Origin of the sequence: Sphingomonas sp. BT-65 (genome assembly GCF_026107375.2) — a bacterium.
Classification (GTDB): Bacteria; Pseudomonadota; Alphaproteobacteria; order Sphingomonadales; family Sphingomonadaceae; genus Sphingomonas.
Map to the genome: position 1 here is coordinate 2,399,542 of NZ_JAPCIA010000001.1, position 14,303 is coordinate 2,413,844.

15 protein-coding genes are annotated in these 14,303 nt (G+C 69.1%); 10 read left to right on the forward strand and 5 right to left on the reverse strand.

Going from position 1 to position 14,303, the window contains the following annotated elements; translation table 11 throughout:
* The first annotated feature begins 4 nt into the window (after window positions 1-4).
* Together OK349_RS11440 and OK349_RS11445 are read left to right on the forward strand one after the other, a co-directional pair.
* The gene (locus OK349_RS11440; protein ID WP_265117926.1) at window positions 5-1,276 is read left to right on the forward strand and encodes a dihydrolipoamide acetyltransferase family protein; all 1,272 of its coding nucleotides are present in this window, start codon (window positions 5-7) and stop codon (window positions 1,274-1,276) included.
* Between the two features lie 107 nt (window positions 1,277-1,383).
* On the forward strand, window positions 1,384-1,863 hold the full coding sequence (locus OK349_RS11445) for an MAPEG family protein (protein WP_265117927.1): 480 nt from the start codon (window positions 1,384-1,386) through the stop codon (window positions 1,861-1,863).
* Here OK349_RS11445 and OK349_RS11450 read toward each other — a convergent pair.
* On the reverse strand, window positions 1,860-2,801 hold the full coding sequence (locus OK349_RS11450; protein WP_265117928.1) for a hypothetical protein: 942 nt from the start codon (window positions 2,799-2,801) through the stop codon (window positions 1,860-1,862). The genes OK349_RS11445 and OK349_RS11450 overlap by 4 nt on opposite strands.
* Before the next feature lie 55 nt (window positions 2,802-2,856).
* Window positions 2,857-3,750 (reverse strand): prephenate dehydratase, encoded by an 894-nt coding sequence (locus OK349_RS11455; RefSeq protein ID WP_265117929.1) that lies wholly within the window; start codon window positions 3,748-3,750, stop codon window positions 2,857-2,859.
* A gap of 123 nt (window positions 3,751-3,873) precedes the next feature.
* Between OK349_RS11455 and OK349_RS11460 the strand changes: the two genes are divergently transcribed.
* Window positions 3,874-4,548, forward strand: coding sequence for a c-type cytochrome (locus OK349_RS11460; protein WP_265117930.1), 675 nt, complete (start codon window positions 3,874-3,876; stop codon window positions 4,546-4,548).
* Window positions 4,549-4,642: 94 nt separating this feature from the next.
* On the opposite strand, the gene OK349_RS11465 is transcribed toward OK349_RS11460, so the two are convergent.
* The gene (locus OK349_RS11465; RefSeq protein WP_265117931.1) at window positions 4,643-5,512 is read right to left on the reverse strand and encodes an LOG family protein; all 870 of its coding nucleotides are present in this window, start codon (window positions 5,510-5,512) and stop codon (window positions 4,643-4,645) included.
* A 118-nt stretch (window positions 5,513-5,630) separates the two neighbouring features.
* Between OK349_RS11465 and OK349_RS11470 the strand changes: the two genes are divergently transcribed.
* A complete protein-coding gene (locus OK349_RS11470) occupies window positions 5,631-6,128 on the forward strand; it encodes a group II truncated hemoglobin (protein WP_265117932.1) in 498 nt (165 codons plus the stop codon).
* On the opposite strand, the gene OK349_RS11475 is transcribed toward OK349_RS11470, so the two are convergent.
* Window positions 6,125-6,802 carry an extensin family protein gene (locus OK349_RS11475; protein ID WP_265117933.1) on the reverse strand — a complete coding sequence of 226 codons (678 nt, stop codon included), beginning with the start codon at window positions 6,800-6,802 and terminating at the stop codon, window positions 6,125-6,127. The genes OK349_RS11470 and OK349_RS11475 overlap by 4 nt on opposite strands.
* 185 nt (window positions 6,803-6,987) lie before the next feature.
* Between OK349_RS11475 and OK349_RS11480 the strand changes: the two genes are divergently transcribed.
* From OK349_RS11480 to OK349_RS11490, 3 genes are all read left to right on the forward strand, one after another.
* Window positions 6,988-8,148, forward strand: coding sequence for a phosphoserine transaminase (locus OK349_RS11480; protein ID WP_265117934.1), 1,161 nt, complete (start codon window positions 6,988-6,990; stop codon window positions 8,146-8,148).
* Window positions 8,149-8,295: 147 nt separating this feature from the next.
* On the forward strand, window positions 8,296-9,873 hold the full coding sequence (serA, locus tag OK349_RS11485) for a phosphoglycerate dehydrogenase (RefSeq protein ID WP_265117935.1): 1,578 nt from the start codon (window positions 8,296-8,298) through the stop codon (window positions 9,871-9,873).
* 126 nt (window positions 9,874-9,999) lie between these two features.
* A complete protein-coding gene (locus OK349_RS11490) occupies window positions 10,000-11,091 on the forward strand; it encodes an ATP phosphoribosyltransferase regulatory subunit (protein WP_265117936.1) in 1,092 nt (363 codons plus the stop codon).
* Between the two features lie 165 nt (window positions 11,092-11,256).
* On the opposite strand, the gene OK349_RS11495 is transcribed toward OK349_RS11490, so the two are convergent.
* Window positions 11,257-11,544 (reverse strand): GNAT family N-acetyltransferase, encoded by a 288-nt coding sequence (locus tag OK349_RS11495; protein WP_265117937.1) that lies wholly within the window; start codon window positions 11,542-11,544, stop codon window positions 11,257-11,259.
* A gap of 91 nt (window positions 11,545-11,635) precedes the next feature.
* Between OK349_RS11495 and recQ the strand changes: the two genes are divergently transcribed.
* Genes recQ through OK349_RS11510 form a run of 3 tightly spaced genes read left to right on the forward strand, consistent with a single transcriptional unit; the run spans window position 11,636 to window position 14,246 of the window.
* Complete coding sequence (gene recQ, locus OK349_RS11500; protein WP_265117938.1) at window positions 11,636-13,405, forward strand: DNA helicase RecQ; 1,770 nt, start codon at window positions 11,636-11,638, stop codon at window positions 13,403-13,405.
* 11 nt (window positions 13,406-13,416) lie between these two features.
* The gene (locus OK349_RS11505) at window positions 13,417-13,851 is read left to right on the forward strand and encodes a protein tyrosine phosphatase family protein (RefSeq protein ID WP_265117939.1); all 435 of its coding nucleotides are present in this window, start codon (window positions 13,417-13,419) and stop codon (window positions 13,849-13,851) included.
* Window positions 13,848-14,246, forward strand: coding sequence for a hypothetical protein (locus OK349_RS11510; RefSeq protein WP_265117940.1), 399 nt, complete (start codon window positions 13,848-13,850; stop codon window positions 14,244-14,246). Before OK349_RS11505 ends, OK349_RS11510 begins: the two co-directional genes overlap by 4 nt.
* Window positions 14,247-14,303 lie beyond the last annotated feature (57 nt).

Below are 14,303 nucleotides of genomic sequence, written 5' to 3' on the forward strand. Positions count from 1 at the left end.
CCGCATGGCACGCTTCACCTTCCGTCTCCCCGATATCGGCGAAGGCATCGCCGAGGCCGAGATCGTCGCTTGGCATGTCAAGGTCGGCGATCGCGTCGAGGAGGATCAGCAGGTCGCCGACATGATGACCGACAAGGCGACCGTCGAGATGGAATCGCCGGTGTCGGGCGTGGTGGTCGAACTGGCCGGCGAGGTCGGCGACCAGGTCGCGATCGGCGCGGCGCTGATCGTGGTCGAGACCGGCGGCGATGTTGCGGAAGAGCCGGAAGCTGCGCCGGTCTCCGAAGAGGTCGAAGTGCAGATCGAGGCGGAAACGCCGGGGTTCGAGGAGGTCGTGGAAGCACCGCCGCCTGCGCCCACCCCGGCGCCTGCACCCGCTCCCGAGCCGGTGGTCGAAGCGCCCGCGGCGTCGCACCGCGCGGTCCTCGCCTCGCCCGCTGTCCGCCAGCGCGCCAAGGACCTCGGCATCGATCTCACCCAGGTGAAGGCTGAGGGCGATCGCATCCGCCATGCCGATCTCGACGCCTTTCTGCGTTACGGCAGCGGCCAGGGCTATCACGCGCCGCACGCCAGCCGGGCGCGCGAGGACGAGGCGGTCAAGGTCATCGGCATGCGCCGCCGCATCGCCGAGAACATGGCGGCGTCGAAGCGCGCCATCCCGCACTTCACCTATGTCGACGAGATCGACGTGACCGCGCTCGAGGAGATGCGCGCCGACCTCAACGCCAATCGCGGCGCGCGGCCCAAGCTGACGATGCTGCCGTTCCTGATCGCCGCGATCTGCCGCACCTTGCCCGATTTCCCGATGCTCAACGCGCGCTACGACGACGAGGCCGGCGTGGTGACGCGCCACGGCCGCGTGCACATGGGCATGGCGACTCAGACCGACGCGGGCCTCATGGTTCCCGTCATCCGCGACGCGCAGGACCTCAATGTCTGGCAGCTCGCGACCGAGATCACCCGCCTGGCCGAGGCCGCGCGCACCGGCAAGGCGAAGAGCGAGGAGCTGTCGGGCTCGACCATCACGATCACCTCGCTCGGCTCGCTCGGCGGCATCGCGACGACGCCGGTGATCAACAAGCCCGAGGTCGCGATCATCGGCCCCAACAAGATCGTCGAACGCCCGATGTTCCACGGCGACGATATCGTCCGCGCCAAGCTGATGAACCTGTCGATCAGCTGCGACCACCGCGTCGTCGATGGCTGGGATGCGGCGAGCTATGTGCAAGCGCTGCGCAAGCTGCTCGAGACCCCCGTGCTGCTGTTCGCCGACTGATGTCCGCGCAATCGCGACTGGCGCTGGCCATCGGGCTTTCGCTTCCGGTCGCGATTGGGCTCTGGGTTGCCCTTGTACATTGGCTGCCACCGATCGCGATCGAGCCAATGCGGTTCACGCTCGGCTGCGTCGCGGCGTCGGTGCTGCTCGCCTTCCTGCCGGGAATCGAGGCAGTCGCGCATGAGCGGCTGTTCTCGCGCGCGATCGATCCGCTCGCCGGCGCCGATTCGCGGCGGCTGGTCGTCAACCAGCGCTACGTCCAGAATACGCTCGAACAGCTCTGGGTGTTCGCGCCGGGGCTGGCGCTCCTGGGCCTCTATGCCGACCCGCGCGTTGTCGCCGCAACCGCGATCACCTGGGTGATCGGGCGCTGGGCGTACTGGATCGGCTATCACCGCGATCCGCTGTGGCGCGGGATTGGGGCGTCGTCGCTCGCGCAAAGCCTGATCGTGCTGGCTTATGGCGTGGGCTGCTTCGGCCATGAGCTGGCGGGCTGGGCGGGCGTCGCCGCGCTGCTCGGCCCGTTCCTCGCGATCGAGGCGTATCTGTTCGCCGCGCTCCGCAAGCCGCCCGTGGCCGAACGCTAGCGCGTCAGCGCCTCGCGCACCTGCTCGCGCCCGGCGATCCGCCCTTCCTTCGCCGCGCGCTGCAACGCCTCGGTCTCGCCCGCCGCCGCCAGCACCCGCCGCGTCGTCCCGGCGAACGTCGCGCGATCGCCCGCATTGGCGAAGCCGAAATAACCCGCCGCATTGTGCCAGGTCCGGCGCGCGAGCAGTTCGCATTGCGCCCGGCTGGCACGGGCCAGCTCGACCCGGTTCGCCAGCCGCGCATCCTCGTCGCCCGCGGTGACGACTGCATGTACGCCCGGCTTGGTCGCCGCGGACAGCTCCGAGCGATCGACGGCTTCGGCAAGCCGTGCGGTGCGCTCGCGCGCGCGCTTGCTGTGGTCCTGCGCCAGCTGCTCCAGGTCCGAGATCGACGCGCAATCGGTCAGGATCTGCGGCGCCTGCTGGAGCAGATAGGGGCTGCTCAGCACGCCGAGGTTGAACTTGACCAGCGCGTCGCCCCAGGCGCGATCATCCTTGTCCGCCTCGCGGATCGCCGCGAGATAGGCGGCCGACGCGGTGCCGCGCGCCGCAGCGGCGGCCGGCACGCCCGGCTTGCCGTCGGCGGCGATGTCGAGCTCGGCGAAGGTCCGCGCATCCTCCGCGGAACGCGCGACATGGATGCGGCCCGCACCCAGCCCCGCCAATGCCCCCGCCGCTGGAAGCACGAGCAGTGCGCCCCCGACCACCAGCCATTGCCGCGTGCGGCTCCCCGCCAGCAGCACCAGCAGCCACAGCGCAAGCCCTGCCCCCGCGCCGGCCAGCACCATGGTCGAGAGATCGAGACGCGGGAGCAGCGCCGGCGCGAACGCGCTGGCGAGGATGAGCGCGAGGCAGCTGAGCAGCGCAATGAGCAGCGGCCAGCCGAACACTGCGCTCCGCCGCATACCCTCGTCCGCGAATTCGAGTTCCCCGCTCATGCTTGCGCCCCCTTGCCCCGCATCGATCTAGCAAGGGCCGGGCGGGCACGCGAGCCTATTCCGGCCGCGCACGCGCCTGCAGATAGGTGCCGAGCAGGCGCATCGACTTGGTGTGGAACTTGAGCTCGTCGAGCGCGCGGTCGACCGCCGGATCCCCCGGTCGGCCGACGATGTCGGCGTAGAACTCGGTCGCCGCGAAGCTGCCGCCGCGCTGGTAGCTCTCCAGCTTGGTCATGTTGACGCCGTTGGTCGCGAAGCCGCCCAGCGCCTTGTAGAGCGCGGCGGGGACGTTCTTCACCTCGAAGATGAAGGTCGTCATGTACGGCCCATGGTCGCGCAGCGGCGGCGCGGTGCGCGCCAGCACGACGAATCGGGTCATGTTATGGTCGGCGTCGGCGACGTCGTTCTCGAAGATGGTGAGGCCATAGAGCGGCGCGGCGCCCGGCGGCGCGAGCGCGGCGGTCGCCGGGTCCGCGTCCTCCGCCACCACCGCGGCGGCGCCGGCGGTGTCGGGATAGGCGAGCGGCGCGATGCCCTGCCCCTTGAGCCAGTGGCGGCATTGGCCGAGCGCCTGCGGGTGGCTCATCGCCTGGCGCACGCCCGAACGCTCGCCCAGGCCCATCAGCGCGTAGCGGATCGGCAGGAAATGCTCGCCGATGATCGTGAGGCCGGATTCGGGCAGCAGGAAATGGATGTCGGCGACGCGGCCGTGCAGCGAATTCTCGATCGGGATGATCGCGCAATCGGCCTTGCCTTCGCGCACCGCGTCAATCGCGTCCTCGAAGCTGAAACACGGCAGCGGCAGCCCATTGGGGAACGCTTCGAGCGCCGCCATGTGCGAATTGGCGCCCGGCGCGCCCTGAAACGCGACAGCACGTTTGGGCTCGGCAAGCGCGGCTTGCGTCATGCGTGCGACGATCGGACGCGCGGGCGCGGCGAAATTTTCCATTGGCGGGCGCGATTAGCGAGGTGGAGGAAGCCGAGCAAGCCCGGGTTGCGGTGTGCAAAAGGCCGCACTAAAGGATCGCGCCAACCGACACGTCATATCAACTCTGGGGCAAACGGGCGCGCAATGGACAATCGCATGAACACGATCGCAGGCTGGGTCCTGTTCGGCTGTGCCTCGGCGCTGGGCCTGTCGATCGCCAGCGGCATGGTCTATCATAGCGGTAAGCCCGAAAAGGCCGGCTATCCGGTCGAGAGCGCGGACGGCGGCGAGGGCGGTGGCGGCGCGGCCGCAGCGGCGCCGATCGCCAACCGCCTCGCCACGGCCGATGTCGCCAAGGGCCAGGCCTCGTTCGCCAAGTGCGCGGCGTGCCACACCATCACCAGCGGCGGCGCCAATGGCGTCGGCCCGAACCTCTGGGCGACGGTCGGCAAGCCGCACGGCCATATCGCGGGCTTCGGCTATTCGGACGCGCTGAAGGGCGTGCCGGGCAACTGGACCTTCGAGGCGCTCGACCAGTGGCTCGCCTCGCCGCGCAAGTACGCGCCGGGCACCAAGATGACCTTCGCGGGCCTGTCCGACCCGCAGGAGCGCGCCAACGTCATCGCCTATATGAACGCGCAGGGCTCGAACCTGCCGCTCCCGGCGGCCGAGGCGGCGCCGGCCGCTGGCGAGGGTGCAGACAATGCGGCGGCGCCTGATGCCAACTCGACCGAGCTGGGCAATGCCGGCACCCCGGCGAGCGGCGCGCCGTCGGTCGATCCGGCGGCAGCGACCGAGGCAGCGAAGAAGGGCCACTGAGCCACTCACCGTCACTCCGGCGAAGGCCGGGGCTGCCAAGTTATTAGCTAAAAGTCCCGCCACATAGCGGCCTCGGCCTGCGCCGGGGCGACGATCAGCTTTCCTCGCGGTCCTCGTAGAATTTCTGGACGATCGCCCAACCCTCTTCCGCGGTCTCGCAAAAGTGGAACAGGTCGAGGTCGCGCGGGGAAATCACGCCCTCCTCGCACAGCGCCTCGAAATTGACGACGCGGCTCCAGAACTCCTTGCCGTAGAACAGCACCGGGATCGGCGCGATCTTGCCGGTCTGGATCAGCGTCAGCAGCTCGAACGATTCATCGAACGTGCCGAACCCGCCGGGGAACACCGCCACCGCGCGCGCGTGGAGCAGGAAGTGCATCTTCCTCAGCGCGAAATAGTGGAACTGCATCGACAGCGAGGGCGTCACATATTCGTTGGGCGCTTGCTCGTGCGGCAGCACGATGTTGAGCCCGATCGATTCGCAGCCCTTTTCGGTCGCGCCGCGATTCGCCGCCTCCATGATCGACGGGCCGCCGCCCGAGCACACCACGAAATGGCGCTGCCCGTCGGTGTCCAGCGGGTAGCAGCTCGCCAGGCCGGCGAGCTCGCGCGCGACGTCGTAATATTTGGACTTGGCGATCAGCCGCTCGGCGATGCGGCGCGAAGGCGCGTCGGTGGCGAGGTCGAGCAGCGCCTGCGCCTTGGCCGGTTCGGGAATCCGTGCCGAGCCATAGATCACGAAGGTCGAGGCGATTCTGGCCTCGTCGAGCAGCAATTGCGGCTTGAGCAACTCGAGCTGGAAGCGGACGGGACGCAGATCCTCGCGCAGCAGGAAGTCCATGTCCTGAAAGGCGAGGCGATAGGCGGGATGCTCGGTCTGCGGGGTGGACACGCCGGTCGCGGCGGTCTCGGCATCCTGGCGTGCGCGCGGAAAGACGCGCGAGGGCACTTTGGTGTCTGTCATCACCGGCCCCTAGCCGAGATCGCGGGACTTCCCAAGATCGCAACCGCGGGGTCCGCGTTCCGGTTGCGCCGGCACGGCCGCGCTGCCAAGCTGCCCGCCGGCGCGAGGGAGCACCAGGATGAGCGACATTCCGCAAGCGGTCGAGCCCGCGTCAGGCCCGCCCTCGCTCGCCGAATGGGCCGGCGGCGGCGAGGCGTTCGCGCGAATCTTCACCCGCTTCTACGAACGTGTGCGCGAAGATGCCGTGCTCGCCCCGGTCTTCGCCGCGATGGACCCGCACCATGCCGAACATGTCGCGCGCTTCGTCACCGAAGTGCTGGGCGGCGCTAGGCTTTATTCGCAAGCCGGCGGGTCGCATGCCGGCATGATCTCGCGCCACATGGACCGCCACCTCACCCATTACCAGCGCCGCCGCTGGATGGCATTGCTGCTCGATACCGCCGACTCGCTGGACCTTGCCGACGATCCCGAGTTCCGCGCCAGCCTGGTCGGCTATCTCGAATGGGGCTCACGGCTGGCGGTGATGAACTCGCAGGCCGGCGTGCCGCCGCCCGACGCGGACATGCCGATGCCGGCCTGGACGTGGAGTTCGCCGGGCGGCCCCTACCAGCCTTAGCGGCAGAACGGCCCGCGCCCCATGTCGAAATGGAAGTGGTTGTCGTGCGCCGCATTGTAGTCGGGGCCGAGCACGGTGGCGAAGCGGCGGCATGCCGAGCGATGGAGGATGCGCAAGAACTCCCGCACCTTCTCGTCGTCCGAGTTCCAGCCTTGCTCGACGCTGATCCGCCGCCCGTCGCGCAGGATGAAGGCGGCGACGTCCACGGCATTGCCCAGGCCATGTTCCGACACGCGCCCCGCCGCGCGCGTCCCGCCGCCAATGATGCCGCGGCACGAATAGGTGCCGAAGGTCTCGACCCGCACCAGTTCGCCGTTCAGGATCTCGCGCGCCGCCGGCACCGCGGCGTTGCGCACCCAGGCGATGAAGGTGCGTGCAAGCGGGCAGCGCATGCCCTTGAGATTGGTCACCGGCAGGCCGATGTCGATCAGCTGAACCGCGCCGATCACCTGGCAGCCGCCGCCATAGTCGCGGTCGGGCAGCGGGCTGAACCGCACGCCCGCGGCCGACAGGTCGGCATAGCATTGCTTGGTCTCGCGGCTGGTCGGCAGGTTGAGCGTCACCGGGCCGCGCGGGTCAGGCCGGATGCCGGGACGCTTCGGGGGCTCGCGATCGCCGCCGCCGAAACAGGCTGTCAGGAGCAGGGCGGGCAGCAGGACCGACAGGATACGCATCGTAGCGACTGTAGCGGCTGGTCCGAATCCGCCACAACCGTCAATTCCTCCCCGGGGAAGGGAAGGGTTCAAAAGATACTATTCCGCCGGCCGCTCTTTGCTTGACTTCGCAGGCCTTGCCGTTAGGGCCGCCGGCGGGCCACGCGGTCCCAACGCCGCGCGTGCTCTCTGCAAGGAGAGTCTATATGACTGAAGTGACTGCCGCCGACGCCGGAATTGCGTCCATTGCCAAGCCCGCCGCCAAGCCGGCCCGCCCCCATTTCTCCTCCGGTCCCTGCGCCAAGCCTCCGGGCTGGGACGCGTCGAAACTCGCCGTCGAGGTCCTCGGACGCTCGCATCGTTCGAAGCTCGGCAAGAACCGTCTCGCCTATTGCATCGACCTGATGCGCGAGATGCTGCGGCTCCCCGACACCCACCGCATCGGCATCGTCCCCGGCTCCGACACCGGCGCGTTCGAGATGGCGATGTGGACGATGCTCGGCGCGCGCGGCGTGACCACGCTCGCCTGGGAGAGCTTCGGCGAGGGCTGGGTCACCGACGCCGTCAAGCAGCTCAAGCTCGATCCCAATGTGATCCGCGCCGATTACGGCCAGCTGCCCGACCTCAGCCAGGTCGACTTCGCCGACGACGTGCTGTTCACCTGGAACGGCACCACCAGCGGCGTGCGCGTGCCCGACGGCGACTGGATCCCGGCGGATCGCGAGGGCCTGACCTTCGCCGACGCGACCTCGGCCGTATTCGCCTACGACCTGCCGTGGGACAAGATCGATGTCGCCACCTTCTCGTGGCAGAAGGTGCTGGGCGGCGAGGGCGGCCATGGCGTGCTGATCCTCGGCCCGCGCGCGGTCGAGCGGCTCGAGAGCTACACCCCGGCGTGGCCGCTGCCCAAGGTGTTCCGCCTGGTCAGCAAGGGCAAGCTCGCCGAGGGCGTGTTCAAGGGCGAGACGATCAACACGCCATCGATGCTGGCGGTCGAGGACGCGATCTTCGCGCTCGAATGGGCGAAGTCGCTCGGCGGCCTCGACGGCCTGATCGCGCGCTCGGACGCCAATGCCGCCGCGCTCGACACGATCGTCGCGGAGCGCGACTGGCTCGGCCATCTCGCACTGGACGAAGGCTCGCGCTCGAAGACCAGCGTGTGCCTGACGGTCGAGGGCGCGGACGCCGACTTCATCAAGACGTTCGCCTCGCTCCTCGAAAAGGAGGACGCCGCCTATGACGTCGCCGGATATCGCGATGCTCCGGCAGGGCTGCGCATCTGGTGCGGCGCGACGGTCGACACCGCCGACATCGAGGCGCTCGGCCCCTGGCTCGACTGGGCCTACGCGTCGGCGAAGGCCGGTTAATTCCCTCTCCCGCCTGCGGGAGAGGGTGGCCGAGCGAAGCGAGATCGGGTGAGGGCCCGAACCATCCGCAAGCGCACCGCCAGCCTCCCGCACATACCCTCACCCCGACCCTCTCCCGCAAGCGGGAGAGGGAGATGGAGCAAGACAATGCCCAAGGTACTCATCAGCGACAAAATGGACCCCAAGGCCGCGCAGATCTTCCGCGAGCGCGGCGTCGAGGTCGACGAGATCACCGGCAAGACCCCCGAGGAATTGAAGGCGATCATCGGCAATTATGACGGCCTCGCCATCCGCAGCGCGACCAAGGTAACCAAGGAGATCCTCGACGCCGCGCCCAACCTCAAGGTTGTCGGCCGCGCCGGGATCGGCGTCGACAATGTCGACATCCCCAGCGCCTCGGCCAAGGGCGTGGTGGTCATGAACACCCCGTTCGGCAACTCGATCACCACCGCCGAGCACGCCATCGCGCTCATGTTCGCGCTTGCGCGCCAGCTGCCCGAGGCCGATCTCTCGACCCAGCAGGGCAAGTGGGAGAAGAACCGCTTCATGGGCGTCGAGCTGACCGGCAAGACGCTCGGCCTGATCGGCGCGGGCAATATCGGCTCGATCGTCGCCGATCGCGCGCATGGCCTGCGCATGAAGGTCGTCGCCTATGACCCGTTCCTCAGCCCCGAGCGCGCGATCGAGATGGGCGTCGAGAAGGTCGAGCTCGAGCAGCTGCTCGCGCGCGCCGACTTCATCACGCTGCACACCCCGCTGACCGACCAGACGCGCAACATCCTCTCGGCCGAGAATCTCGCCAAGACCAGGAAGGGCGTGCGCATCATCAACTGCGCGCGCGGCGGCCTCATTGACGAGGCGGCGCTCAAGCAACTGCTCGATTCGGGCCATGTCGCGGGCGCCGCGCTCGACGTGTTCGTGAGCGAACCGGCCAAGGAGCACCCGCTGTTCAACACGCCGAACTTCGTCGCCACGCCGCACCTCGGCGCGTCGACCAGCGAGGCGCAGGTCAACGTCGCGATCCAGGTCGCCGAGCAGATGGCCGACTATCTCGTCAACGGCGGGGTCACCAACGCGCTCAACATGCCGAGCCTGTCGGCCGAGGAAGCGCCGCGGGTGAAGCCGTACATGGAGCTCGCCGAGAAGCTCGGCAGCCTGGTCGGCCAGCTCGCCCATGGCAACATCCCGCGCGTCTCGATCCACAGCGAGGGCGCGGCGACCGAGGTCAACCAGAAGCCGATCGTCAGCGCCGTGCTGGCAGGTTTCCTGCGCACCCAGACCGACACGGTGAACATGGTCAACGCCCCCTTCCTCGCCAAGGAGCGCGGCATTGAGGTGCGCGAGGTCAAGACCGAGAAGGAAGGCGATTACCACACGCTGGTCCGCGTCTCGGTCAAGACCGATGCGGGGGAACGTTCGGTCGCCGGCACGCTGTTCGGCAACAAGGCGCCGCGCCTGGTCGAGCTGTTCGGGATCAAGGTCGAGGCCGATCTCGCCGGGCACATGCTCTATGTCGTCAACGAGGACGCGCCTGGCTTCATCGGCCGCCTCGGCGCGACGCTGGGCGATGCCGGGGTTAATATCGGCACCTTCCACCTCGGCCGCCGCGAGGCGGGTGGCGAGGCGGTGCTGCTGCTCTCGGTCGACGAAGCGGTGACCCCCCAGCTGATCGCCCAGGTCCGCGCGCTGCCCGGCGTGAAGACCGCGATGGCGCTGAAGTTTTAGTTTCATCCGTCACCCCGGACTTGTTCCGGGGTCCACAGTGCGGCAAGCGGCACGCTCGAGCCTCGAGCATCATCGCCTGCGGCCAAGTGGACCCCGGCACGAGGCCGGGGTGACGGGATTGAACAAATGAACGGACTTCTTCCCGAGGGCTTCCACGATCGCCTGCCTCCGCATGCCGATGCGGCGGCGGCGCTTGAGCGGCGTGTGCTCGATGTCGCGCGGCTCTATGGCTATGAGCGCGTCGATCCGCCGCTCGCCGAGTTCGAGGAATCGCTCGGCGCGCGGCTCAAGGCGGCGAGCGCCAAGGACGCGGTGCGCTTCACCGATCCCGCCTCGCGCCGCACGCTGGCGATCCGGCCCGACATCACCGCACAGATCGGCCGCATCGCGGCGACGCGCATGGCGCACCACCCGCGCCCCGTGCGCCTCTCCTATGCTGGCACCGTGCTCAAGCTGCGCGCCAGCGAGCTCCGCCCCGAGCGCGCGATGCGCCAGATCGGCTGCGAGCTGATCGGCCGCGACAGCGTGGCCGCCGCGCGCGAGATCGTGACCGTCGCGGTCGAGGCGCTGGAGGCAGCAGGCGTCGCCGGCCTCGCGCTCGACTTCACCCTGCCCGACCTGGTCGAGCAGCTCGCCCCCGGCATGGTGTCCGGGCAGCTGACGGCGCTGCGCGACCGGCTCGACGCCAAGGACGCGGCGGGCGTCGCGGCGATCGACCCGGATTTCCTGCCGCTGATCGAGGCCGCCGGACCGTTCGACGCGGCAATCGCGCGGTTGCGCACGCACGACAAGGGCGGCACACTGACCTCGCGGCTCGATGGCCTCACCGCAGTCGCCGAGGCGGTCGCCGGCAAGGTCGCGCTGACGCTCGACCCGACCGAGCGCCACGGCTTCGAATATCAGAGCTGGATCGGCTTCTCGCTGTTCGCACGCGGCGTACGCGGCGAGATCGGACGCGGCGGCAGCTATTCGGTGATCGGCGCGGACGGGTATGAGCCCGCCGTCGGCATGTCGCTATTCGTCGATCCGATCCTCGACGCGGGACTCGCCAATGGCGACCGGCGGCGGCTGTTCCTCCCCGTCGATACCGATCCGGCGGTCGCCGCGAAGCTGCGCGCCGAGGGCTGGGTCGCGGTGGCCGCGCTGGACGAAGACGACAGCGCCGCGGCGCAGCTCTGCACCCACCAGCTCGTCGACGGGAAGCCCGCCGCGCTCTAGCCGCGCAACTTGCAATGTTGGATTTGTTCTGCATATGTTCCAGTATGCAGTGTTACCTTCTCCTGGCCACGTCCCCGCCGCACCCGCGTGCGGGAGGGCAAGTCGGGGGGGGGACGTAGTGTGAACTTTGACAACTTCCGGCGCGAAGCCGGGCTCGTCGAGCGCCTATTCGAGTGGCCGGGCCAGCAGCTCCGCCCATTCGGGATGCTTGCGGATATAGGCCGCGACGAACGGACATTGCGCGATCACCCGCAGGCCGCGGCCGCGCACGTCGGTGAGCGCATGCAGGATCAGCCGGCTGGCGATGCCGCGCCCCTCGAGCGCGGGCGGCACGACGGTGTGGGTGAAGGTGATGACCTCGCCGTCGATGCGGTAGGCGGCGAAGGCGGTGTGCCCCTCCTCCTCGAGCTCGAAGCGGCTGCGATCGCGATTGTCGGTGACGTCAGGGTCCACGGAACCTCCTGCGGATGGCATGTACGCCAGCCTATATGATTCTTCGCCGATCGGCGCGCATTTCCGGGAGACACCCGTTATACGCCCTGCGATGAATCCGCGCGACGTCCTCCGCACGACTTTCGGCTTTCCAGATTTCCGCGGCGTCCAGCACGACGTGGTCGATCGCGTGCTCGCCGGCCAACGCACGCTGGCGGTGATGCCGACCGGCGCGGGCAAGTCGCTGACCTACCAGCTGCCCGCGGTGATGTTGGAGGGGACGTGCCTCGTCGTCTCGCCGCTGATCGCGCTGATGCACGACCAGCTCCGCGCGGCGGAGGCGGTGGGCATCCGCGCCGCGACGCTGACCAGCGCCGACGACAATCGCGACGAGACGATCGCGCGCTTCCGCGCCGGCGAGCTCGACCTGCTCTACGTCGCGCCCGAACGCGCCTCGGGCGAGGGCTTCCGCAACCTGCTTCGCCAGGCGAAGCTGTCGATGTTCGCGATCGACGAGGCGCATTGCGTCAGCGAATGGGGCCATGACTTCAGACCCGATTATCGCCTGCTCCGCCCGCTGCTCGACGCCTTTCCCGAGCTGCCGCGCCTCGCGCTCACCGCCACCGCCGACGCGCACACCCGTGCCGACATCCTCGAACAGCTCGGCATCCCCGCCGACGGCCTGATCATCGCCGGGTTCGACCGTCCCAACATTCGCTATGCGATCACCAGCACCGCGTCGAAGGGCTCGGCGATCGCCTCTTTGGTCAAGCGCACGCCGGGCGCAGGGATCATCTACGCCACCTCGCGCGACCGCACCGAGAAGCTTGCCGCGGCGCTCGCCGGGACCGGGCGCCCGACGCGCTTCTATCATGCCGGGATGCCGCCCGATCAGCGGCGCCGTGCGCAGGCCGAGTTCGTCCGCTCGGAGGACATGGTGATGGTTGCGACGATCGCGTTCGGTATGGGCATCGACAAGCCCGATGTGCGCTTCGTCGCGCATGCCGGACTGCCCAAGTCGATCGAGGGCTATTATCAGGAGAGCGGCCGCGCGGGTCGCGACGGCGATCCGGCGGTGGCGCACCTCTTCTGGGCGCCCGGCGACTTCACGCGCGCACGTGAATGGCTCACCGAACTGCCGCAGAACCGGCAGACAGCGGAGCGCGCGCGGCTCGATGCGCTGTCAGGCCTCGTCGAGACCGCAGGGTGCCGCCGTGCCGTGCTACTGCGCTATTTCGGCGAGACGCCGCCCGAGCGCTGCGGCAATTGCGACAATTGCCTCAACGCGCCCGGCGTGCGCGACGCGACCGAGACCGCGCGGAAACTGCTCTCCGCGGTCTATCGCACTGGCCAGCGCTTCGGCGTCGGGCATCTCGAGAAGGTGCTGAGCGGCGCCACCGACGAGCGCATCGAGAAATGGGGGCACGACCGCCTCACCGTGTTCGGCATCGCGGACGCTGAGGACATGGCGCTGGTCAAGCCGGTCGCGCGGGCGCTGCAGGCGCGCGGCGTGCTGGTCGCCAACGAGCATGGCGGACTGGCGCTCGGGGGCGATGCACGCGCGATCCTGCGCGGCGAGGCCAAGGTCGAAGTGGTGCTCGCTGCCGAACCCGAGCGCGGCCGCAAGCGCCGCAGCGAGGCGGCGGCGGCAATGGCCCCCGAGGACGCCCCGCTGTTCGAGGCATTGCGCGCCAAGCGCCGCGAGCTGGCCGAGGCAGCGAGCGTGCCGCCCTATGTCATCTTCCACGATTCGGTGCTGCGCGAGATGGCCGCGCGCCGACCGCAGGACCGCGCGACACTCGCCACGATCAGCGGCGTCGGCGAGCGCAAGCTCGACGCCTATGGCGACGCCTTCCTGCAGGTGATACGCGACGGGGCTTGAGGAGAAGACGCATGGCCAGCATCCGCCGCATCAACGACCACATTTCGGTCGCCCCGCAGATCGATCCCGCCGATGTCGTCGAGGCCGCGCGCGCCGGGTTCGTGGCGATCGTCAACAACCGGCCCGATGACGAGGAAGCCGGCCAGCCCGAGGGCGAGTCGATCCGCACCGTCGCCGAGACGCTCGGCCTCGCCTATCACGCCATCCCGATCACCCATGCCGGCTTCTCCGCGACTCAGGTCGAGGCGATGCGCGAGGTGCTCGACAATGTGGACGGCCCCGTGCTGGCCTATTGCCGCTCGGGCACGCGCTCGACCAACCTGTGGGCGCTGGCCGAGGCCAGCCGTGGCGAACATCCCGCCGGGCTGATCGAGCAGGCTGCGGGCGCGGGCTACGACTTGAACGGCCTGCGCCCGATGCTCGACGCGCTGTCAGGGAAAGCATGAACTGGTGGCTGGCCGCGGGCTCGCTCGCGGCGGTGCTGGCGCTCGCCGGCATGGCCTGGCTGCTGAAGCTCGGCGGCACGCAGCGGCTGGAAACCGGCGCGGACGCGATCCGGCTCGCCGAAGCGTTGAGCTCGGGATTCGAGGGCAAGGCCGGCATCGTCTCGACGAGCGGTGAGTTCGCCGCGGTCGCGGGCGGCCCCGGCGATCTCGTGCTGGTCGAGCCAATGGGTGCGCGTCACCGCGCCCGCCGGATCTCGGGCGCGCGAATTGCCATGCTAGACGGCGGGCCGGACGGCGCCACGATCACCTTGCAGGGTTCGCCAGGCGAGATGTTCCGGATCACCGTCGCCGACATCGCTGCGGTGCGCGCCTTCGCCGACACGCTGGGCAGCTGATCGTCCCCATTGCGTCCGCGCATCGGACAAGCCTATTTACACATGTGTAAGGAGAGC

Excerpts from the sequence above, each read along its gene's own strand:
- serA (WP_265117935.1), top strand. The coding sequence starts at position 8,296 with ATGCCCAAGGTACTCATCAGCGACAAAATGGACCCCAAGGCCGCGCAG.
- OK349_RS11465 (WP_265117931.1), bottom strand. The coding sequence starts at position 5,512 with ATGACAGACACCAAAGTGCCCTCGCGCGTCTTTCCGCGCGCACGCCAG.
- OK349_RS11450 (WP_265117928.1), bottom strand. The coding sequence starts at position 2,801 with ATGAGCGGGGAACTCGAATTCGCGGACGAGGGTATGCGGCGGAGCGCA.
- recQ (WP_265117938.1), top strand. The coding sequence starts at position 11,636 with ATGAATCCGCGCGACGTCCTCCGCACGACTTTCGGCTTTCCAGATTTC.
- OK349_RS11475 (WP_265117933.1), bottom strand. The coding sequence starts at position 6,802 with ATGCGTATCCTGTCGGTCCTGCTGCCCGCCCTGCTCCTGACAGCCTGT.
- OK349_RS11460 (WP_265117930.1), top strand. The coding sequence starts at position 3,874 with ATGGACAATCGCATGAACACGATCGCAGGCTGGGTCCTGTTCGGCTGT.
- OK349_RS11505 (WP_265117939.1), top strand. The coding sequence starts at position 13,417 with ATGGCCAGCATCCGCCGCATCAACGACCACATTTCGGTCGCCCCGCAG.
- OK349_RS11510 (WP_265117940.1), top strand. The coding sequence starts at position 13,848 with ATGAACTGGTGGCTGGCCGCGGGCTCGCTCGCGGCGGTGCTGGCGCTC.
- OK349_RS11445 (WP_265117927.1), top strand. The coding sequence starts at position 1,384 with ATGCGGTTCACGCTCGGCTGCGTCGCGGCGTCGGTGCTGCTCGCCTTC.
- OK349_RS11490 (WP_265117936.1), top strand. The coding sequence starts at position 10,000 with ATGAACGGACTTCTTCCCGAGGGCTTCCACGATCGCCTGCCTCCGCAT.
- OK349_RS11470 (WP_265117932.1), top strand. The coding sequence starts at position 5,631 with ATGAGCGACATTCCGCAAGCGGTCGAGCCCGCGTCAGGCCCGCCCTCG.
- OK349_RS11455 (WP_265117929.1), bottom strand. The coding sequence starts at position 3,750 with ATGGAAAATTTCGCCGCGCCCGCGCGTCCGATCGTCGCACGCATGACG.
- OK349_RS11480 (WP_265117934.1), top strand. The coding sequence starts at position 6,988 with ATGACTGAAGTGACTGCCGCCGACGCCGGAATTGCGTCCATTGCCAAG.
- OK349_RS11440 (WP_265117926.1), top strand. The coding sequence starts at position 5 with ATGGCACGCTTCACCTTCCGTCTCCCCGATATCGGCGAAGGCATCGCC.